Origin of the sequence: Streptomyces sp. NPDC020884 (assembly GCF_044333935.1) — a bacterium.
Classification (GTDB): domain Bacteria; phylum Actinomycetota; class Actinomycetes; order Streptomycetales; family Streptomycetaceae; genus Streptomyces.
Genome location: NZ_JBIRRY010000004.1, coordinates 517,698 through 544,491, shown reverse-complemented (window position 1 = coordinate 544,491; position 26,794 = coordinate 517,698). Strand labels below are relative to the sequence as shown.

Genomic DNA, 26,794 nt, shown 5'->3' with positions numbered 1-26,794 from the left:
CCCCGCTCCCCCGGCCGGTGGGCCGGCCGGGGGACCCCACTGACCCATTCGCCGGACCCCGATCGCGGGCTGGGGCGACCCCTCCTAGCGTGTCGGTCATCGAGGTGCATTTTTCCTGCTATGTGGAAATTGGTTCCGCAGCTGCCCCTCGGGGAACCCGGAGGATCCACCATGCGCGCGATACGTGTCGCACCGCTCGCCCTGCTCGGTGCCACCGCCCTGACGCTGATCGCCCCGTCCACCGCCTTCGCCGCGCCGGACGGGGCCACCAGCACGTTCAATCCGACGATCTCCCCGTCGGTCATCGCACCGGGCGGCCGGGTCACCCTCGGAGCCGGCGGCTGCACGGGCGAGACGACCGTCTCCTCGGGCATCTTCGACACCACCACCATCCCGAGCGGCAGCACGACGGCCACCGCCACCGTCGACACGGACGCCCGCCGCGGCGCCGTCTACGCGGTGACGTTCGCGTGCGGCTCCACCGGCACCTCCCGGAACGTCAACCTGACCATCACCGGCGGCGCCACGAGCACCCCCACCCCGACACCCACGACGGTCCCGACCGCCAGTTCGACGGCCCTCGTGCCGGGCGGGGTGCGCGGCGGCCTCGGCGGAAGCTCCGGCACCACCGACACGGTGGAGGTCGCCGCCGGAGCGGCCCTGGTGATCGCGGCCGCTTCGGGCGCCCTCTACTTCGCGCGTCGCCGCACCGCCGACCGTCGCCACTGACCGCGCGACGTGCGCCGCACGACAGTCGCCCCGGGTCCTGATCCAGGACTCGGGGCGACGGGCGTATCGGGCCGGGCGAAAGGTGGGACGCCTTAGAACGCCGCATGGCTCGTCCGCCGACGCCGGACGAGGAAGACCGCGCCGCCGACGGCCGCAGCGGCCACCAGACCGCCGCCGACCTGCATCTCCACGGAGCTCGGACCCATCGAGCCGCCGAGCCCGCCCTGCGCGCCGTTGCCGGCGAGCACGGTGAACTTGTGCGTCTCGATCCGCTCGTTGTCGTTGCACTTCACCGAGAGGTTGTAGTGCCCCGGCGTGGCGTTGTGACGGATGTGCGCCTTCGCGTACCCGGTGCCGCCCGCGGAGAGCTCGGTCGTCGGGAACGCGTTCGACCAGACCTTGCCGCCGTGACCGCAGCCCTGCGCGGTGACCTTCATGGTCGCGCCCTGGTGGACCGAGTACGGGTTGACGGTGATGTTGCTCGGACCATTGGTGGCGGCGGCCATGGGGGCCGCGAGCCCGACGGCCGCGAAAGCGGTCGCGGTGACCGCGAGAGCGCGTGAAGCACGCATCGTGTGAACCTCCATCGGGAAACGCCCCCGGGGGCTGGTCCCCCGGGCTGGATCGACGAAGACGCCTCCCATGACGAACACTCACCAGTCGGTCCGTGACTCGCACTTCGGCATTGCTCCACCCCGGTGATGCGACACGCCGTACGAAAACCCTCGAACCTGACGGAGCCGCAGGTCACAGACCGTCAGAACTTTTATCTGCTCATTACTCCGATGGGCAGTCACCCGGGAGACCCCGGCCCCCGCCGCCACCCGTTCGCCCCTCTCTGATCGCCGCCCGGACGCCGCGCGCTTAGCGTTCAAGCGTCGCGACGAAGGGAGAACCATGGGCCGGGACTACGCTGGCGCCGAGCGGACCAGACGTGTGCCATGGGGTGCGGTCGCCCTGGTGATGCTCAGCGGCCTCGCCCTCATGCGCAACGGCACGGAGTTCGGGGAGGCGGGGCCACCACAGCCCGCTGCGGCCGCCTCGCTGGACCTGGGCAAGGACACCGCGGGGCCGCCGGTGGAGGGCGAGCCGGTGCAGCAGCTGCCGTACGCCCCGGCCTCCCGGGTGAAGATCTCGTCCATCAACGTGGACGCCCCGATCATCGACGTCAACCTGGACGCCAACGGCTGGATCGACGCCCCGCCCGCCGAGGACCCCAACCTCGCCGGCTGGTACCAGAACGGCATCGCCCCGGGCCAGCGCGGCACCGCGGTGGTCGTGGGCCATGTCGACAACAACTCCGGGCCCGCCGTCTTCTACGGTCTCGGCTCTCTCCAGAAGGGGCACCGCGTCGAAGTCACCCGCTACGACGGCCGGGTCGGGATCTTCGAGGTGTACGGGGTGGAGGTCTTCTCCAAGAACGACTTCCCCGGCCCCCGGGTCTACGGCGACACCGGCCACGCGGAGCTGCGGGTCATCACCTGCGGCGGGGGGTACTCGAAGGCGGGCGGCTACGACGGCAACGTGGTGGTCTTCGCCCGACTGGTCGACACCCGCTGACGGCGACGCACCCCACCCGGCTGTGCCCCCGGCGGACCGCCGGGGGCACAGCGCTGCGCGCGCACCGCTCGGCTCAGACGCGGTGCGGCACCGTGATGCGGTAGCCGGAGTCCAGCAGCCGGGGGAGATAGCGGCGCAGGGCCGCGACGCTCTGCGAGCGGTCACCGCCCGCGTCGTGCGAGAGGACGACCACGCCGGGGGCCGCCCCGTCCAGCACCCGGCGGACGATCGCGCCGGTGCCCGGCGTCTTCCAGTCGAGCGTGTCCACGGTCCAGGCCATGGGCTCCATGCCCAACTCGGCGCCGATCTCGAAGGAGTTGCGGTTCCACGCGCCGTAGGGGGCGCGGTACCACAGCGGCGCGGCCCCGAGCGCCCGGTCCACCACCTCGCTGGTACGCCCCAGCTCGTCGCGGATCGCGGGGCGGGAGAGCTTCGGGATCAGCGGGTGGGACCAGGAGTGGTTGCCCACCACATGCCCGTCGTCCGCCATCTCGCGCAGCAGGTCCGGGTTCCCCTCGGCCATCTCGCCGCAGACGAAGAACATCGCGCGGACCCGGTGCGCGCGCAGGGTGGCCAGGATGTCCGGGGTGTAGAGCGGGTCGGGGCCGTCGTCGAAGCTGAGGACCATCGAGTGCCCGAGGTCGGGGAGGTGCTCGAAGGGCCGGGTGCGCACGGGCGGCCGGGCCGGTCTGAACCGGGGCGGGGTGTTCGCGGTCATGGGGTCGAGCCGGTACGGGGAGGGCCGGCCCCGGACGGTGGCCGGGGGGCCCGCGGCCGCGGCGGGCGGCGGGCCGGCGGCGGGTGCGGGGCGGCTGGGGGTCGACGCCGGATCGGCGGCGATCAGGTGCACGGCGGTGGCGGCTCCGAGGCCGAGGGCGACCCTCAGCAGGGTGCGTCGCTCGGGTCCGGTGTGATCACTTCTCATGGCCAACTGCTCGCACGGCCGGACGTCCGCTCCGGCCGTCGACACCGGGCGCCGACCGTTTTGTACCCGATCGACGCAGTATGTTCATCTCCACCGGATCCCGTCGACGGCCCGGCCTCTCCCTCCCGGGACGAGCCGATAGCCTCGGAGCCGTGACAGAGCAGCAGCCTCATCAGTTCGAACGCGGCACGGACGGTCCCAAGGTGATCGTCGCGGGGCTCGACGGCTCCGACTCCTCGATGCGCGCGGCGGCCTACGCCGCCGGACTCGCCCGTCGGCAGAACGCCATGCTGGCCCTGGTGTACGTCCAGCCGGTGCTGGCCGCGGGCGCCGCGCTGGGCGTGCCGGTGGGCGACACCACGGGCGAGGTCGCCGAGGACCTGGTCACCGAGATCAGAGCGGCGACCGAGCGCTTCAGCGATGCCTGGAACATGCGCTGGGAGTTCCACACGTTCCGGGGCGACCCCTACAACGGCCTGGTCACGGCGGCCGACGAGCTGAAGGCGGACGCGGTGGTGGTCGGGGCCTCGGAGTCGGCCGGGCACCGCTTCGTCGGTTCGGTGGCGGTACGCCTGGTGAAGGCGGGGCGCTGGCCGGTCACCGTGGTGCCGTAGGGCCCGCCGTCGCACCCCCGCCTGCCGCGCGGGGGGGGCTACTTGCCCATGAGGAGGCCGTCGCCCTCCGCTCCCCGGCCGAGGACGATCGCGCGGATGCGGTCGCGGACCTCGCGGAGGTGCTCGGCCCCGTCGTCGAGGGAGGCGTTGAGGTTGACGGCTCGTCCGGAGACGGTGTCGTACCACTGCGGGACGAACTCCGCCTTCTTCACCGCCCAGCGCTCGCCGGGTTTCGCGGGCGGCGCGAAGGTGAAGCGGCCCATCGAGCTCTGGTTGCCGCGCGGGTCCTGGGCCCCCTCGTAGTTGATCATCGCTCCGGCGATCTGGTCGCCCATGCCGTAGACGACCCAGGTGCCGTTGACCTTCTCGTACGCCTGCGGCACATGGGCATGCGTGCCGATGATCAGGTCGATGTCGGGGCGGCCCCGGTCGGCGGAGGCGGTGAGCCGGCGGGCCAGCTCCAGTTGCTTCGTATCGGGCTCGTCCTGCCATTCGGTGCCCCAATGGGCGGAGAGGACGACGACGTCGGCACCGGCGCGGCGGGCCGCCCTGGCCTCTTCGATGATCTTCCGCTCGTCGGTGACGTCGACCGTCCAGGGCCGGCCGGCGGGCAGCGGGATGTCGTTGGTTCCGTAGGTGTACGCGAGGTGGGCGACCTTCGCCGCGTTCTTGCCCGGCCCGGCGGGCAGGATCGTGGGGCGGGCGGCCTCGGCGGCGGTGCGGGCGGAGCCGGCGTGCCGGATGCCCGCCTCGTCCAGCGCTCCGAGCGTGCGCGAGACCCCCTCGGCCCCGTCGTCGAGCGTGTGGTTGGAGGCGGTGGAGCAGGAGTCGAACCCGGTGGCGCGCAGAGCGGTGGCGACCTCCGGCGGCGACTTGAAGCTCGGGTATCCGGTGTAGGGGCCGCCGTCCTTGCCGTACACGGTCTCCATATGGCAGAAGGCCAGGTCGGCGGCGGAGACGACCGGGGCGACGCCGGCCAGCATCGGGGCGAAGTCGTAGCCCCCGCCGCCCGCGTCGACGGCGGCCCGGTCGATGACGGAGGAGTGCGGCAGGACGTCACCCGCGGCGAGAAGCGTGAACGGGCGGGGCCCGTCGGCGTCCTGGCCGCCCGCGCCCCGGGCGGCGGGCGGTCCGCTCGGCACGGGGTCCGGGGGCTGCTGCCCGGTGCAGCCGGTGGCCGCGGCGAGCAGGAGGGCGATGGCGGTCACGGTGCCCGGTCGGATGCGCTGCGTCATCTGCTCGACTCCATGTTCGGATGATTACGACCATCCGACTACACAGATTGTCATACCGGATAAGCAAGGAGCATTGCCGCATACCTAGCTGAACTGGTCGTACCGGCCGACCCCGACGGCCCCTCGACCGTTCACCGCACCATTCGCCGCACTGAGCGACCGCTCGTCGCACGCCTCGGCGCACCGCCTGTTCCCACGCCGCCGAATGCGTTCGTATACGCCAGTCGGCAACGAGGCCGTCAGGGGCCTCGGCGGGAGAGGACGTCCATGAAGACCACGACGACGACCGATGAGCGGGCCATCGCGGAGTTGCAGCGGGATCACGGCCCCGCGCTGTTCCACTTCCTCCTCGGGCTGACCTTCGGCGACCGGCAGCGGGCCGAGGACCTGGTGCAGGAGACCCTCGTACGCGCCTGGCAGCACCCCGAGGCCTTCGACGCGCCCTACGAGTCGATGCGGCCGTGGCTGTTCACCGTCGGCCGCCGTCTCGCCATCGACGCGCGGCGCTCCCGCCAGGCCAGGCCCCTCGAGGTCAGCGACACGGTGCTGGAGAGCACCCCGGCCGCCCTGGACACCGCGGACTCGGCCGTCCGCGCCCTGGACGTCCGCGAGGCGGTCCGCACCCTCAGCCCCGAGCACCGTGCGGTGCTGGTGCAGATCTACTTCCGCGGGCTGAGCGTCGGCGAGACCGCCACGGCGCTCGGCATCCCCGCCGGAACCGTCAAGTCCCGTTCGTACTACGCCCTGCGGGTCCTCGCCCGTACGCTGCCCGGCTACTCCCGCAGGTCCTCCGGCCGGAGCAGCGGCAGCAGGGCGGAGGCCTCGGCCACCTCCACGTAGACCCGGGCGCAGGCGTCGCAGCCCCGGAGATGGCGGGCGACCCGGCACGTCTCCTCGGCGTCCAGAGCGTCCAGCACGTACGCGCCCAGCAGCAGGCGCACATGCGGGTCGTCGCCCGGGTCGGCACTCATTCACAGCCTCGCATCTCCTGGGCGATCCTCCTCTTCTGCCCACGCGGGGCACCCGCCCCCGGTTCAATGCTGCGTGAAGCCCGGTACCGAGCAAGGAAAGAGGCGAGACGGGATGCGTCCCGAGGATATGGATGGGACCGGTGGGAACGGGCCCCAGGTACCGATGACCTGGCTGTCCACCGAGTACATCGCCGACGAGCTGTTGCGGACCGGCGATCTGATGGAGCCGACGACCCTGGAGTTCCGGGCGGGGCGCGACGCGCTCGCCCTGACGATGTTCCTCTGCGAATTCCTCCGGGACGCTCCCGCCCCCCGGGCCCTGCCCGAACCGCGGGTCGACGAACTGCGGCTGCTCACGGCGTACGGGTGCACCTGGCGCAGCTGGATCGGCGAGCGGCTGGCGGAGGCGGAGCTGCGCGCCGCCCCCCGCGACCCCGACCTGGCGCTGGCTCGGGCGGCCTGGCGCTGGCTGCGGGAGACCGAACTGCTCGCGGCGGACCTGGACGCGATCGGCCCCGCGCCCTGGGAGCCCGCGGCCGAGTCGACGGGTGACCAGGAGGTCCGCATCTGGACGCCTGCGTGGCAGTTGGGGCTGCCGCTCGGGCACCTGGCCGTTCACCTGTGCTGACGGCCGGGTTTCACCCGTGACGAGCGGGCTTGACCCGCACCGAAGGCCGGGGCTCAGGAACCGTGCACCCCGGCGCGGTACTTGGGCAGCCGGACCGTGATCCTCATGCCCGCCCCGACACCGGTCTCGATCACGAGGCCGTAGTCGTCGCCGTAGACCTGGCGCAGCCGCTCGTCCACGTTGAGCAGGCCGATGCCGGTGGACGGGCCGCCTTCGCCGCGCAGGATCTGCCGCAGTCGTTCGGGGTCCATACCGGTCCCGTCGTCCTCGATGACCACCTCGGCCTCCGAGCCGGCGTCCAGGGCGCTGATGGTGATGCGGCTGCGGGTGGCCGCCCCTTCGAGGCCGTGCTTGACGGCGTTCTCCACGAGCGGCTGGAGGCACAGGAACGGCAGCGCGACCGGCAGCACCTCCGGGGCGACCTGCAGGGTCACGGCGAGGCGTTCACCGAAGCGGGCGCGCACCAGGGCCAGATACTGGTCGATGGAGTGCAGTTCGTCCGCCAGGGTGGTGAACTCCCCGTGCCGGCGGAACGAGTAGCGGGTGAAGTCGGCGAATTCCAGGAGCAGTTCGCGGGCCTGCTCGGGATCGGTCCGGACGAACGAGGCGATGGCGGCGAGCGAGTTGAAGATGAAGTGCGGGGAGATCTGCGCCCGCAGGGCCTTGATCTCGGCCTCGATGAGCTGGGTGCGGGAGCGGTCGAGCTCGGCCAGTTCCAACTGGACGCAGACCCAGCGCGCCACCTCCCCCGCGGCACGGGCCAGCACCGCGGATTCGCGCGGGGCGTAGGCGACGAGCGCGCCCAGGACCCGGTTCTCGACGGTGAGCGGAACGGCGACGGCCCAGCGCAGCGGGCAGTCGAGGTCGGCGCAGCCGCTGTCGAAGGCGGTGCCGCGGCCGTTGTCGAGCAGCACCTTCAGGTGCTCCATCACGTTCTTGCCGTGGTGCTGCCCGGCGCCGTCCCAGGCCAGCACCCGGTCCCGGTCGGTGAGGCAGAGGGCGTCGGTGCCGAGCAGGGAGCGCAGCCGGCGGGCGGCGCGCCGGGCGCTCTCCTCGGTGAGGCCGGCCCGCAGCGGCGGGGCGGCCAGCGACGCGGTGTGCAGGGTCTCGAAGGTGGCGTGCTCGACGGGGGTGCCGACGTCGCTGGGGCGCAGCGGGCGGGCAGTGCGGCGGCCCAGCCAGAAGCCGGTGCCGAGCAGCAGCGCGATCATCACGACGAGGACGGCGATCCCGGCCCCGGTCATCGTTCCCTCCCCGCGCCGCGCGCCGACGTCAGCGTTTCGGGGAGGTGGAAGCGGCTCATGGCGGCGTTGGTGCCCGGGGGTATCCGCCCCGGTGTGGCGAGCGAGACGAGGATCATCGCGAGGAACCCCACGGGGACGGACCAGACGGCGGGCCAGGCGAGCAGGGCGTGCGGCCAGCCCGGCGGGCGCACGGCCCCGCTGACCGTGATGGCCACCGCGACCAGCGCGGAGCCGCCGCCCAGCAGGAGGCCCGCGACGGCCCCGGGCGGGGTGAGCCGCCGCCACCAGATGCCGAGGATGAGCAGCGGGCAGAAGGAGGAGGCGGAGACGGCGAAGGCCATGCCGACCGCGTCGGCGACCGGCACCCGGCTCACCAGCAGGGACCCGGCCAGCGGTACGGCGATGGCGAGGACGGTGGCGAGCCGGAAGTGGCGTACTCCGCGCGAGGGCAGGACGTCCTGGGTGATGACGCCGGCGACGGCCATGGTGAGCCCGGACGCGGTGGACAGGAACGCGGCGAAGGCCCCGCCGGCGATCAGCGCCCCGAGGAGGTCGCCGCCTAGGCCGCCGATGACCCGGGCGGGCAGCAGCAGGACGGCGGCGTCCGCGTCTCCCCCGTACCGCAGTTCGGGGGTGTAGAGCCGGCCGAGCGCCCCGTAGATCGGCGGCAGCAGGTAGAAGAGGCCGACCAGGGCGAGGACGGCGACGGTGGTGCGGCGGGCGTCGCGGCCGTTGGGGCTGGTGTAGAAGCGGACGACGACATGGGGCAGGCCCATGGTGCCGAGGAAGGTCGCCACGATCAGCCCGTAGGTGGCGTACAGCGGGTGGTCGGCGCGGAAGACGGCGAGCTGGTCGTCGAAGCTGACCCGGGGCCGGCCGTCGCCCTGCCAGGCGAGCACCAGGAAGAGGGCGGGGACCAGGAGGGCGGTGAGCTTCAGCCAGTACTGGAAGACCTGGACGAAGGTGATGGAGCGCATGCCGCCCGCGGCGACGGCCGCGGTCACGACGGTGGCGACGAGCACGTCGCCCAGCCAGCCCGGCGCGCCGGTGAGGATCTTGAGGGTGAGTCCGGCGCCCTGGAGCTGCGGTACGAGGTAGAGCCAGCCGGCCCCCACCACGAGCGCGCTGACCAGCCGGCGGACCTGGCGCGATTCGAGCCGGCCCTCGGCGAAGTCCGGCAGGGTGTACGCCCCCGAACGGCGCAGCGGTGCGGCGACGAAGACCAGGAGCACCAGGTATCCGGCGGTGTAGCCGACCGGGTACCAGAGCATGTCGGGGCCGTGGACGAGGACGAGCCCGGCGACACCGAGGAAGGAGGCCGCCGAGAGGTATTCACCGCTGATCGCGGCGGCGTTGAGGCGGGGCCGCACGGTGCGGGAGGCGACGTAGAAGTCGGAGGTCGTACGCGAGATGCGCAGGCCGAAGCCGCCGACGAGGACGGTGGCGAGGACGACGAGCGCGACCGCCACCCAGGACGCCATGTGGTCGGGGGTGCTCACGGGGTGGGGCGGCCCTCCACCAGCCGGGCGAAGTCGCGTTCGTTGCGTTCGGCCCTGCGGACGTACCACCAGGCGGCCAGGGTGAGCGGCGGGTAGGTGGCGAAGCCGAGCACCGCCCAGACCAGGGCGGAGCTGTTCAGCGCGGCGAAGAGGATCGGCAGGGTGCCCGCGACGAGCGCGAGGACGCCGAAGACGGTGAGCCCGGCGCGCAGTTGGCCGCGCATCAGCGAGCGCACATAGGCGCCGCCGAGGGCGGTCTGCTCGTCGATCTCCGACTGGGTGCGATAACGGGGCAGCGGGCGCACCCGCCGCGGCTCCCCCGTGACCACTTCGCGCCGGGGCGATGGCTCTGCGGACATGCGCCCGGAGTGTAGGCGTCGGCGGGCCGTGCTGGGAAGGGCCCCAGGTCAGCGGCCGCCCTGGCGCATCAGGAGGTCGCGCAGGGCGCGGGTGTGGCGGCGGCTGACGGCGAGCTCGGCCTCTCCGATGCGCACGCTCATGCTGCCCGCGTCCAGGCGCAGTTCGTCGATCCGGCCCAGCGCCACGAGGTGGCGGCGGTGGATCCGGACGAAGCCGCGGGAGCGCCAGCGCTCCTCGAGGGTGGTGAGCGGGATGCGGACGAGGTGGCTGCCGGTGGAGGTGTGCAGTCGCGCGTAGTCGCCCTGTGCCTCGGCGTACGCGATCTCGTCGATGGGGATGAAGCGGATGACGCCGCCGAGCTCGACCGGGATCTGGTCGCCCGCGCTGTCGTGGACGGGTGCGGACCGGTCCCCCACCTGTTCGGCGACCCGGCGGACGGCTTCGGCCAGGCGTTCGCGGCGGACCGGTTTGAGGACGTAGTCGACGGCCTTGAGGTCGAAGGCGTGGACGGCGAAGCCCTCGTGCGCGGTGACGAAGACGATGAGCGGGGGTGCGGCGAATCCGGCGAGGAGCTGGGCGACGTCGAGGCCGGTGAGGCCGGCCATGTGGATGTCGAGGAAGACCACGTCGATCGCGGACGGGTCGTCGGGGCCCGCGTCCACCGCGCCGCCGATGCGGCGCAGTGCCTCGGTCGCCCCCGTGGCGCCCTCGGCGCTGCGGACACGGGGGTCGGCGCGCAGGAGGTAGAGGAGTTCCTCCAGGGCGGGTTGTTCGTCGTCGACGGCGAGTACGCGCAGCATGAGGCCGGAGTTTAGGGCGTGTGGAGGCCGATGGCTTGAGTGATGCGTGGCTTGTTCCCGTACCGCAGTACATGCAGACGACCGAACCCCACATCCGGGTGGGGGCCTATGCCCTGGGTGTGCTCGGGAGTACCGATGCCTTCCGGTTCGAGGAGCATCTGGCGGACTGTCCCGGGTGCCGTGTGCGGGCCCGGGAGTTCGCCGGGATACGGGCCGGTCTGGCGGTGGCGGGGCCGCCGGTGGAGCCGGGGCCCGGTCTCGCCGAACGCCTGGCGGGCGCGGTGGCATCGGGGCGGCGCAGGGCGGGGCGGCGGCGGCTTGCGCTGGTGGCGGCCGCGGTCGTGCTGGCGGTGGGCGGTCCCGCGCTGGTGGCCGGATTCGCCGGTGGGCCGGTCGACGGGGCGGGTGTGCAGAGGTGGTCGGGGACGGACGGGGCGTCGGGGGTCGCCGCGGTGGTGACGGCGGCGGGGCACGAGTGGGGGACGGCGGTGGCGCTGGAGGTGGCGCGGGTTCCCGTGGAGGGGGTGTGCGCGCTGATCGCGGTGGGCCGGGACGGCAGTGAGGAGACGGTGGGCAGCTGGTCGGCCGGGGGCGCGGGGCGCGGTCCGGTGGAGGTGTCGGGCGGGGCGGCGCTGCGGCCGGAGGGGATCGACCACTTCGAGGTGCGGACGGCGGACGGGCGGCGGCTGGTGACGGTGACGCGGTGAGCAGCCGGTCCCGGGGTCCGCTTCGGGGACGCCGGTCCCCTGGTCACTTCAGGAACTTCGAGAGCCTCCGGTCGGCCAGCGGTCTGCCGCCGGTCTGGCAGGTCGGGCAGTACTGGAGCGAGGAGTCGCTGAAGGAGACCTCCAGGACGGTGTCCCCACAGACCGGGCAGGGCTCTCCGGTACGCCCGTGGACGCGCATCCCGCTCTTCTTCTCGGCCTTCAGCTTCCCGGCCGCCACCCCGCTGGAGCGGGCCACGGCGTCCTTCAGCGTGGTGCGCAGCGCGGTGTGCAGGCGGGTGACGTCGTCCTCGCCGAGGTCGGCGGTCCGTTTGAACGGGGACATCTTCGCGACGTGCAGGATCTCGTCACTGTAGGCGTTGCCGATGCCCGCTATGAGCGACTGGTCGCGCAGCGCGCCCTTGATCTGGCGGCGCTCACCGGCGAGCAGCGCGGCGAAGGCGTCGCGGTCGAAGGCGTCGGCGAGCGGGTCGGGGCCCAGGCGGGCGATGCCGGGGACGTCCATCGGGTCGTGGACGAGGTGGACCGAGAGGCGCTTCCTGGTGCCCATCTCGGTCAGGTCGAAGCCGTCGCCGTCCGCGGTCACCAGGCGCAGGGCGAGGGGCCCCTTGCCGGGGCGGGGCGGGGCGGCGGGGAAGGAGTCCTTCCAGTGGAGCCAGCCGGCCCGTGCGAGATGGGTGCACAGGTGGAGTCCGCCCGCCTCGATGTCGAGGAACTTGCCGTGCCGGGCGACCGAGGCGACGGCCTGGCCCTCCAGGGCGGTGAGCGGCGGGTCGTACGTCTTCAGGACGCTGATCGCCAGCGGGAGGACCCGGGCGATCTCCCTGCCGACCAGGTGGTCGTCGAGGAAGACCCGCAGGGCTTCGACTTCGGGCAGTTCGGGCATGGCTCAAGACTGCCGCAGCCGGTGGGCGGCTGCCTGTCAGGACACCGGCGCGCGGTCCGTGCCGGTGATGACCGCGTACACCTCCGCGAACTCCTCCCGGACCGCCGCGGCGAGCCGGTCGAGGTCGGGCAGTGCCTTGCCGTCGGCCACCAGACCCACGTGCACCCGCCCGCCGTAGGTGGACAGGGCGACGGCCAGGGACTGGCCCCGGGCGAGCGGCGCCATGGGGTAGAGGGCGGTCAGCGGGCAGCCGCCGAGCGAGAGCGCGGAGCGGGGCAGCGGCACGCTGGTGACCAGTACGTCGAACAGCATGCGGGCGGCGTTCGCCGCCAGTGGTGCGCCGAACCGGTGTGCCAGCGGCGGCAGTTGGTCGGCGAGTACGGCGACGGCCCCGGCGCCCTTCAGGGGGCCGGCCGCCTTGTTGCGGTCCATCGCCGTCCGGACCGCCCGGAGCCGCTCGCGCGGGTCGGCCGTGGTGACCGGCAGGCCGAGCAGATAGGCGGAGAGACGGTTGCCGGTGGCCGAGGGCCCACGGGGCCGGCGCCGGGAGACGGGGACCAGGGCGCGCGGGTCGGCGGCGGTCAGCGGCTCGCCGCGCTCGGCCATCCAGCGGCGCAGCGCCCCGGCGACCACGGCGAGGAGGATGTCGTTGGCGGTGCCGCCCTCGGCCCGCCGGATCCGCTGGAGGTCCCCGGCGTCGAGGTCGGCGGTGGCCAGCCGTCTGGTGCCGCTGGAGGGTGCGGCGAAGGCGGTCGTGGAGCGCAGGTCGAGGCGGCCGGCGCGGACGACGGAGGCTCCCACCCCGAGCGCCCGGCCGACCTCGCCGATCCGTCCGAGCGCCATGCCCGCCATCTCACGGGGGTCGGGCAGCCAGGAGCGGGGCGGGACGGCGGGGCGGCCCCGGACAGCGGCGCGGGCGCTGGTGACGGCGGCGATCTCGTCGAAGATCCCGGCCCCGATGGCGACCGCCCGCATGCCGTCGGCCAGGGCGTGATGCAGCTTGACCAGGACGGCGAAGGGCCCGCCGACCGCGCCGCCGATGAGGTACATCCGCCAGGGCGGCCGTCCGCGTCCGAGCGGCCGCTCCATCAGTTCGCCGGCCAGCCGGGTGGCCTCCGTCATGAAGTCGCCGTCGGCCACGACGACGCGTTCGACGTGCCGGTGCACGTCGAAGTCCTTGTCCACCGTCCAGGCCTTCCCGCCGACCGGCAGCAGGACGTCCCGCACGCACATGCGCAGCCGGGGGATCGCGGCGGCGCGGGTCCCGAGCAGCTCGAGGATCCGGGCGGGGCCGACGCCGGGAGACGGGGCGAAGACGGCGAGCGCGCCCAGGTGCATCGGGTGGGCGTCCGATTCGAGGTGCCAGAAAGCCAGATCGAGCGGGGCGAGAAGCTCGGTACCCAACGGGGACCTCATGTCGTCGAAGGCGGCGGGGCCGGGGGCGGCCGGTCCCCCGCAGTCAATCCCCGCGACCGGTCACGGTCAAGCACAGACATGTCACGTACGGTCATGTGCGGTCACGTGCGCGCCGGGATGAGGAACTCGCACCACACGCATTTGCCGCTGCCCCGGGACTCCACGCCCCAGACGTCGGCCAGCCGGTCGACCAGCATGAGGCCGCGCCCGGACACCCCGGACTCCCCGGCGTCCCGGCGGCGGGGCAGTGCGCTGGAGCGGTCCTCGACGTCGACGCGCAGGCGTCGCTCGGATCCGGCGAGCACCCGGATCGTCACGACGGCGCCGCCGTCGGTGTGCATGAGCGCGTTGGTGATCAGCTCGTCGGCGGCGAGCTCGATCTCGTCGGCCCGGTCCTTCGCCCCCCAGGCCCGGACGGCCGCCCGGATCATGTGCCGGGACGAGCTCAGCGCCTCGGGGTCGTTCTGGGCGACGTGCTGCTGGAGCCGGCCGCCCGGCTGCGGGGCGTGCGCGGCCCGGCGGCGCAGCAGCAGGACCGCGACGTCGTCCTGGCCGCCGCGCCCGTCGACGGCGTCGCAGAGCTGGTCGGCCAGTTTCTGCAGGTCCTGGGGTCCGTTGGTGACGAGCGTGGTGAGCAGCTGCATGCCTTCGTCGAGGTCGGCGCCCGGCAGCTCGACGAGGCCGTCGGTGAACAGGATCATCGTCTGGCCGGGGTCCAGCTCGGCCGTGCCGACCGGGTACTCCAGGCGGCCGAACTCCGCCGAGAGGCCCAGCGGCAGGCCGCCCTCGGCCGACATCCTGCGGCAGCTCCCGTCCACGTCCCGTACCAGCGGGTCGACGTGCCCGGCGCGGACCACCTGGACGACGCCGGTGGTGAGGTCGACCTCGGCGTAGGTGCAGGTGGCGAAGCGGTCGGTGTCCAGCTCGTGGAGGAAGACGGAGGCGCGCGCCATGACCGTGGCGGGGCTGTGCCCCTCGGCTGCGTACGCGCGCAGGACGATCCTGAGCTGCCCCATGACGGCGGCGGCGTGGGTGTCGTGTCCCTGGACGTCCCCGATGACCGCGCCGACCCGGCCGCCGGGCAGCGGGATCAGGTCGTACCAGTCGCCTCCGATGTCCCGGCCGAGGCGGGCCGAGCGGTAGCGGACGGCGACCTGCGCGCCCGGCACGGCGGGGATCCGGCGCGGCAGCATCGCCTGCTGGAGCCCCTCGGCGAGGTCGTGTTCCTGTTCGTAGAGCATCGCGCGCTGGAGGCTCTGGGCGATCGAGGTGCCGAGCGCCATCAGCAGGTTGCGCTCGTCGGCGGTGAAGCCCGCCTTGTCCCGGTAGAGGAGGCCCAGTGCGCCGATCGGGCGGGCCTGGGCGATCAGCGGCAGGTAGGCGGCCGCGGTGATCCCGAGGTGGCTGATGTCGGGCCACAGGATCGGGTAGGAGACGGCGAAGTCGTCGGCGGACTCGATGAAGCGCGGGGTCAGCGTGCGGACCACCTCGCTCATCGGGTACTGCTCGTCCACCCGGGTGTAGCGGGTGCCGGGGACGTACGCGCCCTCGGGGCCGTCGGCCACGAGGTGGATGCGGCCGGACTCCAGCAGGCCCATGACCAGGCTGGTGGCTCCGAGGTGGGCGAGCCCCTGGGAGTTCTTGAGGACGGCGATGACGTCCTTGACGGTACGGGCGTGGGCCAGCGCGGCGGTGGTGCCCTCGACCAGGCTGGTGCGCCGGCGGCGCTCCTCGTCCAGCTCGCGCCGGGCGGTGGAGTCGGCCAGTTCCTGGGTGGCGTCGCGGACGATCCCGATGATGCGGCGCGGGCGGCCGGTCCGGTCGCGGCGGACGAAGCCCTGGGTGTGGGTCCAGCGCAGGGAGCCGTCGCGCCGCTGGACGCGGAAGTACGCGCCGTAGTTGGTGCGGCCGCTCTTGAGGGCGTGCGAGACCATCCCGTCCAGGCGCTGGGCCTCGTCCGTCGGCACGCGCGGCGCCAGCGATGCGGGCCGCCCGTCGTACTCGTCGACGGTCAGGTCGAACACCGCGAGGGCGGGCTGGTCCATGTGCATGAGGCCGGTGTCCAGATCCCAGTCGAAGCTGCCCATACGGTTCAGGGCGAGGCTGAGGTCCGGGTGGGCGGGCCAGTCGTCGGGGAGTGACAGGGCACCCGCTACCCGATCATCCATACGGGCCACTCTGCCACCATTTGTCTGATTCTTCGACTGATTCACACGGCGTCCGGGGCGGTGCCGCGCGGGTTCCGCCGATGAGGCGCGGACCTCCGGCGCACGGGCGGGTCAGCCGGCGAAAACGTCGCCGACGCCCGCCTCCATGGGCTCGTCCGGCCCGTCCGGCCCGTCGGGTCCGTCGGGTCCGGCAGGCTCGTCCGGCTCGGCGGGGAGGACCTGGGTCGGCTCGGGCGCCACATCCGGGTCACCCTCCTCCTCGTACTCCCAGGGCTCCTCGGGCGGCGGGTCACCGAAGTCGTCGGACGACTCCCCGGGCCCGGGGTCCGTCGGCCCGTCCGGCTCGGCGGGGGCGGAGGGGGCCGGGTCGGACGGCGGAGAGTCCGGGGGTGCGGACTCGGAGGGGCGGCCCGGCGACGGGAAGAGCAGGTCGGCGTCGGGTTCGAAGGGCGGCGGGTCGTCCGGGGCGCGGTCGCGGCCGCCGCTGTCGCCCATGGCCCGTTCGACCCAGGTGTTGTCGTCGGCGTTCACGATGATCAGGCTGGTGGCCGCCTTGACGCCGGGCTCGACGGCCACGATGCGCGCGGGGTCGTAGCCGGGCCAGCGCTCACCGCGGTGGGCCACCTGCCCGTCCGCGACCACCGGCGGGCCCAGCGGGTTGCCGCAGGCGCAGCGGACGCGGGGCATGCCCCGGCTGTCGACCAGGACGGCGGTGCCCGCCTGGAGCACCGCCTGGAAGGCGGTGGCCGAGCCGGCGCTGTAGCCGTGGTTGGTGACCTGGGCGTCGGCGCGCAGGACGACCGGGGTGAGGGACTTCAGGTACCCCGGGATCTGCACGGCCTCGACGCCGGCCGCGTCCGCGAAGGCGCGCGCCTTGTCCTCGTCGTCGCCCAGCAGGCGGGCCTGCTGCTCCACGTCGCAGGCGGCGACGGACCGGGTGCCGCCGTAGAGCCCGGGGACGACGCCGGAGACCCGATGGACCGTCCGGGTGGCGGAGGTCGGTTCGGCGTCCGGTGCGCCGGTCGGGGACGGGGAAGCCGCCGCCCGAGCCGTGGAGGCGGTGAACGGTCCGGGACCGGGGGACGCGAGCGCCTGGAGGAGGACGTCCTTGGCCTCCGCGGTGCCCGTGGTGCCCTTCGCCGTCCGGTCGCCGCCGTCGCCGCAGCCCGCGACGGCGAGCAGCACCCCGGCGGCCAGCGCGGCGAGCGCGGTACGCCGGATACGTCTGGGTGAGCGCACAGAGCTCTCCTGCCTGTCCCGGTGGAACGGAGTGGGTGTCACCATCTGTGCCGCACCGGGCGCGGACCCGCAAGCGGACGTCCGGCCGCCACCCCGGTCTTGAACGCGTTCAAGACACCATCTACTCTCCTCCTGAGGACTTGAACACGTTCAAAGAGGAGGGGGGAGTCGTGTCCGCACTGGTCAACACCATCGTGATGCTGGGCATGCTCGTCATCGTGCCGGCGGGTCTGCGGCTGGCCGAGCAGGAGGGGCTGGACCGGATCCGCCGGCTCTGGCCCCTCTTCGCCGTACCGGGCGCGGTGGCCCTCTGGCTGCCGCGCGGCGCCACGGCCACGGCGCTCGCCTGCTGCTACGCCCTGGGCACCGTCCTGCTCGCCCTGCACGCGCCGCGCCGGGCGATCCGCGGCCGGGACCTCGACCCCGCCGGGATCGCGCTGCTCACCGCGCTGGTCACCCCGGCCGTCGCCGCGACCGCCCTGGTCGCCGAACGCTCGGGCCACGAGCTGTTCGGCTTCGACCTCGGCATCCTCGCGCTGACCGTGCCGCACTTCCACTTCGCCGGATTCGCCGCCGCCCTGATCGCCGGCCTGGTCTGCCGGGTCTCGGACGGCCCCGCAGGCCGCTTCGCCGCACTGAGCGTGCCGCTCGGCACCCTCCTCGTGCTCGCCGGCTACTTCGTCGGCGACTGGGCCGAACTGGTCGGGGCCGTCGTCCTCACCGCCGGCATGTGGACGGTCGGCCTGCTCACCTGGCGTCTGGGGCACGCCGACGGCCGGGACCGGACGACCCGGCTCCTGCTGCTCGTCTCCGCCGCCGTCCTGGTGGCGACGATGCTGCTCGCCCTGAGCTGGGCGCTCGGCGAGGCGACCGGACTGCCCCACCCCACCCTGACCTGGATGGCCGCCACCCATGGCCTCGGCAACGCCCTGGGCTTCGCGCTCTGCTCGCTGCTGGCCTGGCGGCGCCTCCGCACCCCCGACCTCATCCGTACCGCAGGCCCCACCGACACCGAAGGCAGGACCGCATGAGCACCCTCACCTACCCGGAGGTCGGCGCCACCCGGCTCGGCCCGCTCCCCCGGGGCTACCACCACCTCCACCACCGCACCCGGATCGGCCGGGGCGAGGCGGACTTCGCCGCCGCCGGCGCGGCGATCACCGAGTGGCGGATGCACCGCGCCTCGGGCGCCCGGGTGGAGGCCCCGGCACGGCGCGCGGAGCCCGGCGGCAACGTCTCGGTCTCCCTGGGGCTGGGGCCGCTGCGCTTCACGGCCCCCTGCGAGGTGATCTGGACGGCGTACGGGGAGGACAACCGCACCGGCTTCGCCTACGGCACCCTGGCCGGACATCCGGAGCGCGGCGAGGAGTGCTTCGTGGTGGACCTCGCGGACGACGGCACCGTGTGGTTCACGGTGATGGCGTTCTCGCGCCCCGCCTCCTGGTACACCCGGCTCGCCGGGCCGCTGGTGCCGCCCGTACAGCACTGGTACGCCCGCAAGCTCGGCCGCACGCTGCGCCGGATCATCGCCGCGAGCTGACTCCTGGCCGATACTGGCAGGGATGGAATGGTTCACCGCGGACGGCTACTGGCTGAGCCGGCTGATCTTCCAACGGGCTCTGGCCGTGGTCTATCTGGTCGCCTTCCTCTCCGCCGCGCTCCAGTTCCGGGCGCTCATCGGCGAGCGCGGCATGCTGCCCGTCCCCGCGCTGCTGCGGCGCACGCCTTGGCGGGCCGCTCCGGGGCTGTTCCGGCTGCACTACTCGGACCGGTTCTTCGCCACCGTCGCCTGGAGCGGCTGCGCCGTGTCCGTCGCCCTGGCCGCCGGGCTCGACGCTCTGCTGCCGCTGTGGGGCGGCATGCTGCTCTGGGGGCTGCCGTGGGTGCTGTATCTGTCGATCGTCCAGGTGGGACAGGTCTGGTACGGATTCGGCTGGGAGTCCCTGCTGCTGGAGACGGGGTTCCTGGCGGTCTTCCTCGGCACCGGGGACACCGCCGCGCCGGCGCTGGTGCTGTGGCTGCTGCGGTGGCTGCTGTTCCGGGTGGAGTTCGGCGCGGGGCTGATCAAGATGCGCGGGGACGCGTGCTGGCGAAAGCTCACGTGCCTGGACTTCCACCACGAGACGCAGCCGATGCCGGGGCCGCTGAGCTGGTTCTTCCACCATCTGCCCAGGCCCGTGCACCGGGTGGAGACCGCCGCCAACCACGTCACCCAACTGCTGGTCCCCTTCCTGCTGTTCACCCCGCAGCCGGTGGCGAGCGCGGCCGCCGGCCTGATGGTCCTGACCCAGCTCTGGCTCGTCCTGTCGGGGAATTTCGCCTGGCTGAACTGGCTGACCATCGCGCTGGCGCTCTCCGCGATCGACTGGACCCCCCTGGCCGGGCCGCCGCCCGCCCAGGTCGCGCCGCCCCTCTGGTACGAGGCGGTGGTCATCGCGGTGACCGCCCTGGTGCTGGTGCTCAGCTACCGCCCGGCACGCAATCTGCTCGCGCGACGGCAGGCGATGAACCGGTCCTACGACCCCCTGCACCTGGTCAACACCTATGGAGCGTTCGGCTCCATCAGCCGGATACGGCTGGAGGTCGTGGTGGAGGGCAGCGCCGACCCGGTGGCACACGAGGGCGCCGAGTGGCGGGAGTACGGCTTCCGCGGCAAGCCGGGCGATCCGCGCCGGCTGCCGCGCCTGTTCGCCCCGTACCATCTGCGGCTCGACTGGATGATGTGGTTCGCCGCGCTCTCCCCCGCGTACGCGCGTTCCTGGTTCGGGCCGTTCACCGAGCGGCTGCTGGCCGGCGACCGGGACACGCTCCGGCTGCTCGGTCACAACCCCTTCCCCGACGGACCGCCCCGGCACGTCCGCGCCCGGGTGTTCCGCTACCGCTTCACCGGGTTCCGGGAGCTGCGCGCCACCGGATGCTGGTGGCGCCGCACCTATGTCCGGGAATTCCTGCGGCCCGTCTCCCGGCCGCTGCCGCCGGAGCGGGAGGGCGGGGGGACGGGCCGCGGGACGCGCTAGCCGATCCTGGGGCGGTCAGTCGATGCCGGGCAGGATGTGCGGCTCGGCGAGGTCGTCCTCGTATCCGGCGAGCCGGATCGGGGCGGACCTGGCCCAGACCTCGATGTTCCGCAGCTTCTCGGGGCGGCCGGGCCGCCCCGCGCTCCGTTCGGCGGGGCGCATTTCGCGTTCGGTCAGTTCCGGTGTCGTCACCGCGCACTCCTCTGTGTCGCGTCACCCAGGGCGTCGCCGACGCTCCGGCACCGATGCCGGAGCGCGACCGCCCTGTGCGGGGCAGGGATGGTGATATGTCGGTCGCGGTGGCGCCGGTTCGGGGCGGAACAGCGGCCGGGTTAACGACCGTGTCCCAGGACGGTCGGAGAACCTTCGTGGGCCCCTCGATGACGTCCGTTCGCCTCAGCCTAACCAAATGAGCACCACCGCGCTCGATAGAATGTGTGCGGTAGGTCACTTTCGGCCACCGGGTACAGCGAAAAACCCGGTCCAGGAACCATCCTGGGCCGGGTTTTCGGTGGCCGCGCCGGGGCCGGGGGGCCGCTTGGGCCGTTCGGGTTACCAGTTCGCGGGGGCGTAGTCCTTGAGGAAGCAGCCGTAGAGGGCCTCGCCGCCCTCACCGCGCACGATCGGGTCGTAGACCCGGGCCGCGCCGTCGACCAGGTCGAGGGGGGCGTGGAAGCCCTCCTCGGCGAGGCGCATCTTGTCCGGGTGCGGACGCTCGTCGGTGATCCAGCCGGTGTCCACGGCCGTCATCAGGATGCCGTCCTTCTCGAACATCTCCTGGGCGCTGGTGCGCGTCAGCATGTTGAGCGCGGCCTTGGCCATGTTGGTGTGCGGGTGGCCCGCACCCTTGTAGCCGCGGCTGAAGACGCCCTCCATCGCCGAGACGTTGACGACGTACGCGTGCTTGGCGGCGGTCGCCGCCATCGCCGGGCGCAGCCGGCTGATCAGGATGAACGGCGCGGTGGAGTTGCAGAGCTGGACCTCGAGAAGCTCGATCGGCTCGACCTCCTCGACCGTCTGGATCCAGCTGTTGCTGTCGTGCAGGTCCGGGACGAGGCCGCCCGCGTCGATCGCGGTGCCCGCGGCGATCCGGGCCGGCGAGGCCGAGCCGGTGACCAGGGCGAGGTCCGTGACGTCCTGGGCGCTCAGGCCCTCCTTGCGGGCGGCGGGCAGCGCGGCCACCCGGTCGACCGTGCCGCTGCCGAAGGTGCCGATGACCTCGGCGGCGGGCAGCTCACCGGCCGGCAGCGGGGCCGACTCGGCGTTGACCAGCTCGCTGTAGGCCCCCGGGGAGCGGCGCACGGTCTGGGCGGCGTTGTTGATGAGGATGTCGAGCGGGCCCTCGGCCGCGACCGAGTCGGCCAGCGCGACGACCTGGGCCGGGTCGCGGAGGTCGATGCCGACGATCTTCAGCCGGTGGATCCACTCGTCGCTGTCCTCCATCGCCTTGAAGCGGCGGATCGCGTCGCTGGGGAAGCGGGTGGTGATGGTGGTGTGCGCGCCGTCGCGCAGCAGCCGCAGCGCGATGTACATGCCGATCTTCGCCCGGCCGCCGGTGAGCAGCGCCCGGCGTCCGGTCAGATCGGTACGGGCCTCGCGGCGGGAGCGGTTCTCCTTGGCGCAGGACTGGCAGAGCTGGTGGTAGAAGGCGTCGACCTCGACGTAACGCGTCTTGCAGATGTAGCAGGAGCGGGGCCGCTGGAGGATGCCCGCGATCTCGGCCTGGGCGGAGGAGGAGGGCAGCACGCCCTGCGTCTCGTCGTCGATGCGCTCGGCCGAGCCGGTCGCCGTGGCCTCGGTGACGGTCCGGTCGTGGGCGGTCTTCGCGGCGCGGCGCTCCTGGCGGCGGCGCTGCTTCACGGTGCGGTAGATCCCCGCGGTGGCCCGGCGGACCGCGATGGCGTCCGGGTGGTCGACCTCGATCCGGTCGAGTTCGTCGAGCACGCCCAGGCAGACGGCCAGCCGTTCCGGGTCGATACCGGGACCGAACTCCTCGATTCCGGGAGCGAGCTCCGGGCTGTCCTCTGTCACCGTCATTGCCGTTCCTCTGTCATCTTCTCGCCACGGATTCTCGCCGCGGATCGTGGATCACCGCAGGCAGAAACACCCCGCCCAAGTTTGCCATGCGCGGGCCACTGCTCCGTTCGAGCGGCGTACGAGCGGCCCCCGGCGGAGACGGCGCGGGAGGGGCCGGGGAAAAGAAGCGGAAGAAAGGACGCATGACTTCGCGGGGACCGGGCAGGCGACCGTCCGACACATTGGACAGCAGGGAGGGTGACACTCATGACGGCGATGTCAGTGCGAGCCACCGGGACGACGGCGCCGCTGAGCGACGACCGGACCGGTGCGCGGACAGCGGACGTCACCGGAGAGCTGCCCTGGGTCGAGGACGCCGGGAAGATCGCCCCGCAGGACGCACGGGCCCTGTCGAAGATCTTCTTCGACCGGCTCCAGGTCCTGGAGGAGGGCACCCATGACCACCAGTACGCGCGCAACACCCTGATCGAGATGAACCTCTCCCTGGTGCGCTTCGCCGCGTCCAGGTTCCGCAACCGCGGCGGCGACGACACCGAGGACATCATCCAGGTCGGCACGATCGGCCTGATCAAGGCGATCGACCGGTTCGACCTGTCCCGCGAGGTCGAGTTCGCCACCTTCGCCGTGCCCTACATCGTCGGGGAGATCAAGCGCTTCTTCCGCGACACCACCTGGTCGGTGCATGTGCCGCGGCGGCTCCAGGAGCTGCGGGTGGACCTCGCCAAGGCGAAGGAGCAGCTCTCCGCCGAGCTCGACCGCGACCCCACCGTCAAGGAGCTGGCCACCCACCTCGACCTCCCCGAGGAGGAGATCATCGAGGGGCTCGTGGCCGCCAACGGCTACTCGGCCGGTTCGCTCGACACCCCCTCCGCGGACAGTGACTCCGGCCAGGAGCAGCGGGCGTACGCCGATGTCCTCGGCGAGACGGACCCGGCCATGGAGACCGTCGAGAACCTGCACACCCTGGCTCCGCTGCTCGACCAGCTCGACGACCGGGAGCGCCGGATCGTGCAGATGCGGTTCGGGGCGGAGATGACGCAGTCGCAGATCGGCGCGGAGCTGGGCGTGTCCCAGATGCACGTGTCGCGGCTGCTCAGCCGGATCGTCCAGCAGCTGCGCAAGGGGATGAGCGTCGAGGCGTGAGTCTGCGGGGCCCGTCGCTCGCCTATGCTTCCTGACGATCAGGCCGGATCATCCGCGCCGTCGCACGAGGGGGTGGGGGGGTTGACCGAGTCGCCCCCGGTCGCGTCGCCGGGCCCTGTGGGCATATCCGGAATCCCCTCCCAGCAGGTCGGGACGTCGCAGCCCGCCGAGGCGCTGCTGTGGAACCTGAACGCGTCGATCCTGCTCGTGGAGGACGACGCGGGTGATGCGCTGCTGGTCGAGGAGATGCTCGCGGACAGTGAGCTGGACTCCGCCCTCACCTGGTGCAAGACCCTGGCCGAGGCGCGCGCCTTCCTGCACGCGTCCACCACCCCGGTGTGCGTGCTCCTCGATCTGCATCTTCCCGACGTCCACGGCCTGGACGCCGTGCGCCAGATCCTGGAGTCCGACAGCGAGGCCGCGATCGTCGTCCTCACCGGTCTGGAGGAGTCCGGCACCGGGCTCGGCGCGGTCGCCGGCGGCGCCCAGGACTACCTGGTCAAGGGCCTCCTGGACCCCGAGGTGCTGGCGCGCGCGATCCGCTACGCCCTGCAGCGCAAGGAAGTGGAACGGGCCACGGCCGCACTGCGCGCCAACCGGCTGACCGCCCAGGAGAACGCCCGGCTGGAGCGCGGGCTGCTGCCCGTCCCCCTGTTGCGGGACGACCGCTTCCGGGCGCGCGCCCGTTATGAGCCGGGGCGGGTCCACGGGCTGCTGAGCGGTGACTTCTACGACGTCGTGCAGACCTCGGACGGCACGGTGCACGCGGTGATCGGCGATGTCTCCGGGCACGGGGCCGCCGAGGCGGCGCTCGGCGTGTGTCTGCGGGTGGCCTGGCGTACCGCCGTGCTGTGCGGTACGTCCCACCCCGAGCAGATAGCCCTGCTGGAGGAGATCCTGGTCGCCGAGCGCTCGGACTCGCATGTGTTCGCCACCGTCACCTCGCTGGCGTTCCCTCCCGAGCAGCGGCACGCCCAGGTCCTGCGGGCGGGCCATCCCGGCCTGCTGCTGCGTCAGGGCACGGACGTCAGCTGGGTGGAGCCCGAAGGGGGCATGGCCCTCGGACTGCTGCCCGGCGCCGGCCGGTGGCCGACGGTGGACATCCCGCTGACGCCCGGTGCGGGGCTCGTGCTCTTCACGGACGGGCTCTTCGAGGGACGCGACGGACCGGACAGCCGCCTCGGTGAGGAAGGGCTGCTCGCGATGGCACGGGCCAACGGGCATCTGCCGGCCCGTGGATTCGTCGATGCGCTGGTGGCGGGGGCCACCGAGGGGGCCGCGCCCTACGGCGGCCTCGCGGACGACGTCGCCGTCCTGCACCTGGGTTGGGGCGCGGAATCCGATGAGCGGTGACGCGACGGGGCAACCGGTGTCCGGCGGCTTCGCGGCGCGGCTGTCGGTGCAGAACTGGGTCCATCTGCTGCTCGGCGGGTTCATCGTGGTGGTCTGCGGCTGTCTGGTGATCGGCGGGCTCGTGATGGCCCGGATCTCCGACCGGACGACCGATCTGGTGGACCGTATCCAGCCCGCCCGGTCCGCGTCCTTCCAGCTCCAGAACGCCCTGCTCGACCAGGAGACCGGGATCAGGGGGTTCGCGCTGACCGGCGACGACTCCTTCCTCGAACCCTACGAGGCGGGGAAGGCCGCCGAGCGGGAGCGCCTCACTCGGGTCCGGAGCCTGGTGGGCCCGGACAACCGGTACGCCGACGATCTCGACGCGATCGCCACGGCCGCGCAGCAGTGGCGGCGGAGCAAGGCCGAGCCGCTGATGCGGACGGTCCGGGAGCAGGGGCCGAGCGAGGCCGCCACCGGCGCGCAGTTGCAGCGCAGCAAGGCGGACTTCGACCAGCTGCGGCGGGCGTACGGCACCCAGCAGGAGCATCTGGCCGAGGCGCGCGACCAGGCGCGGGCCGACCTCGGCTCGGCGCGCACCACCCGCGACCGGGTGCTGATCGCGCTGGTCACCGTGTTCGTCCTGACCGTGGTGGCGCTGAGCCTGCTGCTCCACCGGGTGGTGGGCGTCCCGCTGAACCGGCTGCGCGGCGCGTCCGACCGGGTCAGGTCGGGGGCTTTCGGAACGCGCATCGAGATCAAGGGGCCGTCCGACGTCCAGGCCGTGGCCTGGGCGGTGGAGGACATGCGGCGGCGGCTGGCCGACGAACTGGCCGAGGCGCAGGACCGCGAGGCGCTGCTCGCGGAGCAGACGCAGGAGCTGCGCCGCTCCAACGCGGAGCTGGAGCAGTTCGCGTACGTCGCCTCGCACGACCTCCAGGAACCGCTGCGCAAGGTCGCCTCCTTCTGCCGGCTCCTGGAGCACCGGTACGGCGAGGAGATCGACGAGCGGGGCAGGCAGTACATCGGCTTCGCGGTGGACGGCGCGCAGCGGATGCAGGTGCTCATCCACGACCTGCTGACGTTCTCGCGGGTGGGCCGGGTGCAGGAGAGCTGGAAGCCGGTCGATCTGGACCGGGCGCTGGACCGCGCGCTGGCCAACCTGACCCTGGCGATCGAGGAGTCGGGGGCGGTGATCGAGCGGCCGGAGTCGCTGCCCGAACAGCTCGGGGACGCGACCGCGCTCACCATGGTCTGGCAGAACCTCGTCGGCAACGCGGTGAAGTTCCGCCGGGAGGACGTCCCGTGCCGGATCTCGCTGGACTGCGTACGCGAGGGCGAGGACTGGCACCTGAGCGTCTCGGACAACGGGATCGGGATCGCGCCCGAGTTCGCGGACAAGGTGTTCGTCATCTTCCAGCGGCTGCACGCCCGTGACGCCTACGGGGGCACGGGCATCGGCCTGGCGCTCTGCCGGAAGATCATCGAGTTCCACGGTGGCCGGATCTGGCTGAAACCCGAACCGGGCGACGGCACCCGCATCCACTTCACGCTGCCCGTGGCGCCCGAGGCGCCCACGCACACCACGGCGGAGCTGCTCGCTCCCGCGCTGCGCGCCGACCGGTCCGAAGGCCCTGCGGGGACCCCCTGATCGAGGAGTTCTCCGTGGCCGTGGTGCGGCCGCCGGGAGGTGCGTAGGATCGGTCCGGATCTCCTGGAGTGGGATCCTTCGCCAGGGGTAGACGCATGGCGGAAAAGGTCTGCGACCTCACTGCGGCGCCCTGGCTGGAGCACATGAACGAACAGGTCACCTCCCCACCCGAAGACCCGGGTCAGGGGCTGGCTGTCGCCGAGGTACTGCTCAGCGCCGAGGTCTTCGACGGCGAGCCGGGCTGCATCGCGCTGGCCCGTGCGCTCGCCGACCGGTTCCTGACGAGACTCGCGGTGGAGTGCCTCGCCCCGATCGGCGAACACACGCGCAGCGACCTGATGCTGGCCGTGAGCGAGCTGGTCACCAACGCCGACCGCTACAGCCACGGCCCCTACCTCCTGGAGCTGGAGGGCAACGCGCAGCTCATCAGCGTGACGGTGTACGACAGCAGCACCGCGATGCCCGTGCTGTACGCCCCCGACCCGACCCGCCTCGGCGGTCACGGCATGGAGATCGTCGTGGCCCTGTGCGACCGGCTCACGGCCGAGCGGGTGCCGGTGGGCAAGCGGATCCGGGCGGAGTTCCAGCTGAGCACCTGAGCCCGGCGGCGCCCGT

General features: G+C 72.9%; 27 protein-coding genes. 13 read left to right on the top strand and 14 right to left on the bottom strand.

The window, feature by feature from the left end; translation table 11 throughout:
• Nucleotides 1-171: 171 nt before the first annotated feature.
• Complete coding sequence (locus ACH4UK_RS16630) at nucleotides 172-729, top strand: hypothetical protein (protein ID WP_398356905.1); 558 nt, start codon at nucleotides 172-174, stop codon at nucleotides 727-729.
• Between the two features lie 92 nt (nucleotides 730-821).
• On the opposite strand, the gene ACH4UK_RS16625 is transcribed toward ACH4UK_RS16630, so the two are convergent.
• On the bottom strand, nucleotides 822-1,301 hold the full coding sequence (locus tag ACH4UK_RS16625; RefSeq protein ID WP_398356903.1) for a hypothetical protein: 480 nt from the start codon (nucleotides 1,299-1,301) through the stop codon (nucleotides 822-824).
• A 325-nt stretch (nucleotides 1,302-1,626) separates the two neighbouring features.
• Between ACH4UK_RS16625 and ACH4UK_RS16620 the strand changes: the two genes are divergently transcribed.
• Nucleotides 1,627-2,289, top strand: coding sequence for a class F sortase (locus ACH4UK_RS16620; protein ID WP_398356902.1), 663 nt, complete (start codon nucleotides 1,627-1,629; stop codon nucleotides 2,287-2,289).
• A 73-nt stretch (nucleotides 2,290-2,362) separates the two neighbouring features.
• Here the strand turns inward: ACH4UK_RS16620 and ACH4UK_RS16615 are convergent, their stop codons facing one another.
• Nucleotides 2,363-3,214 carry a polysaccharide deacetylase family protein gene (locus tag ACH4UK_RS16615; protein ID WP_398356900.1) on the bottom strand — a complete coding sequence of 284 codons (852 nt, stop codon included), beginning with the start codon at nucleotides 3,212-3,214 and terminating at the stop codon, nucleotides 2,363-2,365.
• A gap of 152 nt (nucleotides 3,215-3,366) precedes the next feature.
• On the opposite strand from ACH4UK_RS16615, the gene ACH4UK_RS16610 reads away from it, so the two are divergent.
• A complete protein-coding gene (locus ACH4UK_RS16610; RefSeq protein WP_398356898.1) occupies nucleotides 3,367-3,828 on the top strand; it encodes a universal stress protein in 462 nt (153 codons plus the stop codon).
• Nucleotides 3,829-3,866: 38 nt separating this feature from the next.
• Here ACH4UK_RS16610 and ACH4UK_RS16605 read toward each other — a convergent pair whose 3' ends face one another.
• Nucleotides 3,867-5,063 (bottom strand): CapA family protein, encoded by a 1,197-nt coding sequence (locus ACH4UK_RS16605; RefSeq protein WP_398356896.1) that lies wholly within the window; start codon nucleotides 5,061-5,063, stop codon nucleotides 3,867-3,869.
• A 267-nt stretch (nucleotides 5,064-5,330) separates the two neighbouring features.
• Between ACH4UK_RS16605 and ACH4UK_RS16600 the strand changes: the two genes are divergently transcribed.
• A complete protein-coding gene (locus tag ACH4UK_RS16600) occupies nucleotides 5,331-5,903 on the top strand; it encodes a sigma-70 family RNA polymerase sigma factor (RefSeq protein WP_398356894.1) in 573 nt (190 codons plus the stop codon).
• On the opposite strand, the gene ACH4UK_RS16595 is transcribed toward ACH4UK_RS16600, so the two are convergent.
• Complete coding sequence (locus tag ACH4UK_RS16595) at nucleotides 5,837-6,034, bottom strand: zf-HC2 domain-containing protein (RefSeq protein ID WP_398356892.1); 198 nt, start codon at nucleotides 6,032-6,034, stop codon at nucleotides 5,837-5,839. The two genes, ACH4UK_RS16600 and ACH4UK_RS16595, sit on opposite strands and share 67 nt — an antisense overlap.
• A gap of 112 nt (nucleotides 6,035-6,146) precedes the next feature.
• On the opposite strand from ACH4UK_RS16595, the gene ACH4UK_RS16590 reads away from it, so the two are divergent.
• Complete coding sequence (locus ACH4UK_RS16590) at nucleotides 6,147-6,662, top strand: hypothetical protein (protein WP_398356891.1); 516 nt, start codon at nucleotides 6,147-6,149, stop codon at nucleotides 6,660-6,662.
• A 53-nt stretch (nucleotides 6,663-6,715) separates the two neighbouring features.
• Here ACH4UK_RS16590 and ACH4UK_RS16585 read toward each other — a convergent pair whose 3' ends face one another.
• The 4 genes from ACH4UK_RS16585 to ACH4UK_RS16570 are packed head-to-tail and all read right to left on the bottom strand — an operon-like array spanning nucleotide 6,716 to nucleotide 10,565.
• On the bottom strand, nucleotides 6,716-7,906 hold the full coding sequence (locus tag ACH4UK_RS16585) for a sensor histidine kinase (protein WP_398356889.1): 1,191 nt from the start codon (nucleotides 7,904-7,906) through the stop codon (nucleotides 6,716-6,718).
• On the bottom strand, nucleotides 7,903-9,405 hold the full coding sequence (locus ACH4UK_RS16580; RefSeq protein ID WP_398356887.1) for a cation acetate symporter: 1,503 nt from the start codon (nucleotides 9,403-9,405) through the stop codon (nucleotides 7,903-7,905). The genes ACH4UK_RS16585 and ACH4UK_RS16580 overlap by 4 nt, the downstream gene beginning before the upstream one ends.
• The gene (locus tag ACH4UK_RS16575; protein ID WP_398356885.1) at nucleotides 9,402-9,764 is read right to left on the bottom strand and encodes a hypothetical protein; all 363 of its coding nucleotides are present in this window, start codon (nucleotides 9,762-9,764) and stop codon (nucleotides 9,402-9,404) included. Before ACH4UK_RS16575 ends, ACH4UK_RS16580 begins: the two co-directional genes overlap by 4 nt.
• Before the next feature lie 48 nt (nucleotides 9,765-9,812).
• Nucleotides 9,813-10,565: a LytR/AlgR family response regulator transcription factor gene (locus tag ACH4UK_RS16570; RefSeq protein ID WP_398356883.1), complete on the bottom strand. Its 753-nt coding sequence runs from the start codon at nucleotides 10,563-10,565 to the stop codon at nucleotides 9,813-9,815.
• Nucleotides 10,566-10,636: 71 nt separating this feature from the next.
• Between ACH4UK_RS16570 and ACH4UK_RS16565 the strand changes: the two genes are divergently transcribed.
• A complete protein-coding gene (locus ACH4UK_RS16565; protein WP_398357009.1) occupies nucleotides 10,637-11,272 on the top strand; it encodes a zf-HC2 domain-containing protein in 636 nt (211 codons plus the stop codon).
• A 43-nt stretch (nucleotides 11,273-11,315) separates the two neighbouring features.
• On the opposite strand, the gene ACH4UK_RS16560 is transcribed toward ACH4UK_RS16565, so the two are convergent.
• From ACH4UK_RS16560 to ACH4UK_RS16545, 4 genes are all read right to left on the bottom strand, one after another.
• Complete coding sequence (locus tag ACH4UK_RS16560) at nucleotides 11,316-12,176, bottom strand: Fpg/Nei family DNA glycosylase (RefSeq protein ID WP_398356881.1); 861 nt, start codon at nucleotides 12,174-12,176, stop codon at nucleotides 11,316-11,318.
• Nucleotides 12,177-12,212: 36 nt separating this feature from the next.
• Entirely contained in the window at nucleotides 12,213-13,580 is a 1,368-nt protein-coding gene (locus ACH4UK_RS16555; protein WP_398356879.1) for a wax ester/triacylglycerol synthase family O-acyltransferase, read from the bottom strand.
• 113 nt (nucleotides 13,581-13,693) lie between these two features.
• On the bottom strand, nucleotides 13,694-15,760 hold the full coding sequence (locus ACH4UK_RS16550) for a SpoIIE family protein phosphatase (RefSeq protein ID WP_398356877.1): 2,067 nt from the start codon (nucleotides 15,758-15,760) through the stop codon (nucleotides 13,694-13,696).
• A gap of 111 nt (nucleotides 15,761-15,871) precedes the next feature.
• Nucleotides 15,872-16,999 (bottom strand): DUF6777 domain-containing protein, encoded by a 1,128-nt coding sequence (locus ACH4UK_RS16545; protein ID WP_398356875.1) that lies wholly within the window; start codon nucleotides 16,997-16,999, stop codon nucleotides 15,872-15,874.
• 170 nt (nucleotides 17,000-17,169) lie between these two features.
• Between ACH4UK_RS16545 and ACH4UK_RS16540 the strand changes: the two genes are divergently transcribed.
• Genes ACH4UK_RS16540 through ACH4UK_RS16530 form a run of 3 tightly spaced genes read left to right on the top strand, consistent with a single transcriptional unit; the run spans nucleotide 17,170 to nucleotide 20,016 of the window.
• Complete coding sequence (locus ACH4UK_RS16540) at nucleotides 17,170-18,030, top strand: YndJ family protein (RefSeq protein ID WP_398356873.1); 861 nt, start codon at nucleotides 17,170-17,172, stop codon at nucleotides 18,028-18,030.
• Nucleotides 18,027-18,539, top strand: a complete 513-nt coding sequence (locus ACH4UK_RS16535) for a DUF1990 family protein (protein WP_398356871.1) — start codon at nucleotides 18,027-18,029, stop codon at nucleotides 18,537-18,539. The genes ACH4UK_RS16540 and ACH4UK_RS16535 overlap by 4 nt, the downstream gene beginning before the upstream one ends.
• Before the next feature lie 22 nt (nucleotides 18,540-18,561).
• A complete protein-coding gene (locus ACH4UK_RS16530; RefSeq protein WP_398356869.1) occupies nucleotides 18,562-20,016 on the top strand; it encodes a lipase maturation factor family protein in 1,455 nt (484 codons plus the stop codon).
• Nucleotides 20,017-20,031: 15 nt separating this feature from the next.
• On the opposite strand, the gene ACH4UK_RS16525 is transcribed toward ACH4UK_RS16530, so the two are convergent.
• Nucleotides 20,032-20,208 carry a hypothetical protein gene (locus tag ACH4UK_RS16525; RefSeq protein WP_398356868.1) on the bottom strand — a complete coding sequence of 59 codons (177 nt, stop codon included), beginning with the start codon at nucleotides 20,206-20,208 and terminating at the stop codon, nucleotides 20,032-20,034.
• Nucleotides 20,209-20,568: 360 nt separating this feature from the next.
• Complete coding sequence (locus ACH4UK_RS16520) at nucleotides 20,569-22,053, bottom strand: SDR family NAD(P)-dependent oxidoreductase (RefSeq protein ID WP_398356866.1); 1,485 nt, start codon at nucleotides 22,051-22,053, stop codon at nucleotides 20,569-20,571.
• 246 nt (nucleotides 22,054-22,299) lie between these two features.
• On the opposite strand from ACH4UK_RS16520, the gene ACH4UK_RS16515 reads away from it, so the two are divergent.
• From ACH4UK_RS16515 to ACH4UK_RS16500, 4 genes are all read left to right on the top strand, one after another.
• Complete coding sequence (locus tag ACH4UK_RS16515; RefSeq protein WP_398356864.1) at nucleotides 22,300-23,196, top strand: RNA polymerase sigma factor SigF; 897 nt, start codon at nucleotides 22,300-22,302, stop codon at nucleotides 23,194-23,196.
• Nucleotides 23,197-23,313: 117 nt separating this feature from the next.
• The gene (locus ACH4UK_RS16510) at nucleotides 23,314-24,549 is read left to right on the top strand and encodes a PP2C family protein-serine/threonine phosphatase (RefSeq protein WP_398357007.1); all 1,236 of its coding nucleotides are present in this window, start codon (nucleotides 23,314-23,316) and stop codon (nucleotides 24,547-24,549) included.
• On the top strand, nucleotides 24,539-26,179 hold the full coding sequence (locus tag ACH4UK_RS16505; protein ID WP_398356862.1) for an ATP-binding protein: 1,641 nt from the start codon (nucleotides 24,539-24,541) through the stop codon (nucleotides 26,177-26,179). The genes ACH4UK_RS16510 and ACH4UK_RS16505 overlap by 11 nt, the downstream gene beginning before the upstream one ends.
• 143 nt (nucleotides 26,180-26,322) lie before the next feature.
• Nucleotides 26,323-26,778 (top strand): ATP-binding protein, encoded by a 456-nt coding sequence (locus tag ACH4UK_RS16500; protein ID WP_398357005.1) that lies wholly within the window; start codon nucleotides 26,323-26,325, stop codon nucleotides 26,776-26,778.
• Nucleotides 26,779-26,794: the final 16 nt, after the last annotated feature.

What these genes read in the sequence shown, in the direction of transcription:
- ACH4UK_RS16630 (WP_398356905.1), top strand. Translation starts at nt 172, where the DNA reads ATGCGCGCGATACGTGTCGCACCGCTCGCCCTGCTCGGTGCCACCGCC.
- ACH4UK_RS16625 (WP_398356903.1), bottom strand. Translation starts at nt 1,301, where the DNA reads ATGCGTGCTTCACGCGCTCTCGCGGTCACCGCGACCGCTTTCGCGGCC.
- ACH4UK_RS16620 (WP_398356902.1), top strand. Translation starts at nt 1,627, where the DNA reads ATGGGCCGGGACTACGCTGGCGCCGAGCGGACCAGACGTGTGCCATGG.
- ACH4UK_RS16615 (WP_398356900.1), bottom strand. Translation starts at nt 3,214, where the DNA reads ATGAGAAGTGATCACACCGGACCCGAGCGACGCACCCTGCTGAGGGTC.
- ACH4UK_RS16605 (WP_398356896.1), bottom strand. Translation starts at nt 5,063, where the DNA reads ATGACGCAGCGCATCCGACCGGGCACCGTGACCGCCATCGCCCTCCTG.
- ACH4UK_RS16600 (WP_398356894.1), top strand. Translation starts at nt 5,331, where the DNA reads ATGAAGACCACGACGACGACCGATGAGCGGGCCATCGCGGAGTTGCAG.
- ACH4UK_RS16595 (WP_398356892.1), bottom strand. Translation starts at nt 6,034, where the DNA reads ATGAGTGCCGACCCGGGCGACGACCCGCATGTGCGCCTGCTGCTGGGC.
- ACH4UK_RS16590 (WP_398356891.1), top strand. Translation starts at nt 6,147, where the DNA reads ATGCGTCCCGAGGATATGGATGGGACCGGTGGGAACGGGCCCCAGGTA.
- ACH4UK_RS16585 (WP_398356889.1), bottom strand. Translation starts at nt 7,906, where the DNA reads ATGACCGGGGCCGGGATCGCCGTCCTCGTCGTGATGATCGCGCTGCTG.
- ACH4UK_RS16575 (WP_398356885.1), bottom strand. Translation starts at nt 9,764, where the DNA reads ATGTCCGCAGAGCCATCGCCCCGGCGCGAAGTGGTCACGGGGGAGCCG.
- ACH4UK_RS16570 (WP_398356883.1), bottom strand. Translation starts at nt 10,565, where the DNA reads ATGCTGCGCGTACTCGCCGTCGACGACGAACAACCCGCCCTGGAGGAA.
- ACH4UK_RS16565 (WP_398357009.1), top strand. Translation starts at nt 10,637, where the DNA reads ATGCAGACGACCGAACCCCACATCCGGGTGGGGGCCTATGCCCTGGGT.
- ACH4UK_RS16560 (WP_398356881.1), bottom strand. Translation starts at nt 12,176, where the DNA reads ATGCCCGAACTGCCCGAAGTCGAAGCCCTGCGGGTCTTCCTCGACGAC.
- ACH4UK_RS16550 (WP_398356877.1), bottom strand. Translation starts at nt 15,760, where the DNA reads ATGGATGATCGGGTAGCGGGTGCCCTGTCACTCCCCGACGACTGGCCC.
- ACH4UK_RS16535 (WP_398356871.1), top strand. Translation starts at nt 18,027, where the DNA reads ATGAGCACCCTCACCTACCCGGAGGTCGGCGCCACCCGGCTCGGCCCG.
- ACH4UK_RS16530 (WP_398356869.1), top strand. Translation starts at nt 18,562, where the DNA reads ATGGAATGGTTCACCGCGGACGGCTACTGGCTGAGCCGGCTGATCTTC.
- ACH4UK_RS16520 (WP_398356866.1), bottom strand. Translation starts at nt 22,053, where the DNA reads ATGACGGTGACAGAGGACAGCCCGGAGCTCGCTCCCGGAATCGAGGAG.
- ACH4UK_RS16515 (WP_398356864.1), top strand. Translation starts at nt 22,300, where the DNA reads ATGACGGCGATGTCAGTGCGAGCCACCGGGACGACGGCGCCGCTGAGC.
- ACH4UK_RS16505 (WP_398356862.1), top strand. Translation starts at nt 24,539, where the DNA reads ATGAGCGGTGACGCGACGGGGCAACCGGTGTCCGGCGGCTTCGCGGCG.
- ACH4UK_RS16500 (WP_398357005.1), top strand. Translation starts at nt 26,323, where the DNA reads ATGAACGAACAGGTCACCTCCCCACCCGAAGACCCGGGTCAGGGGCTG.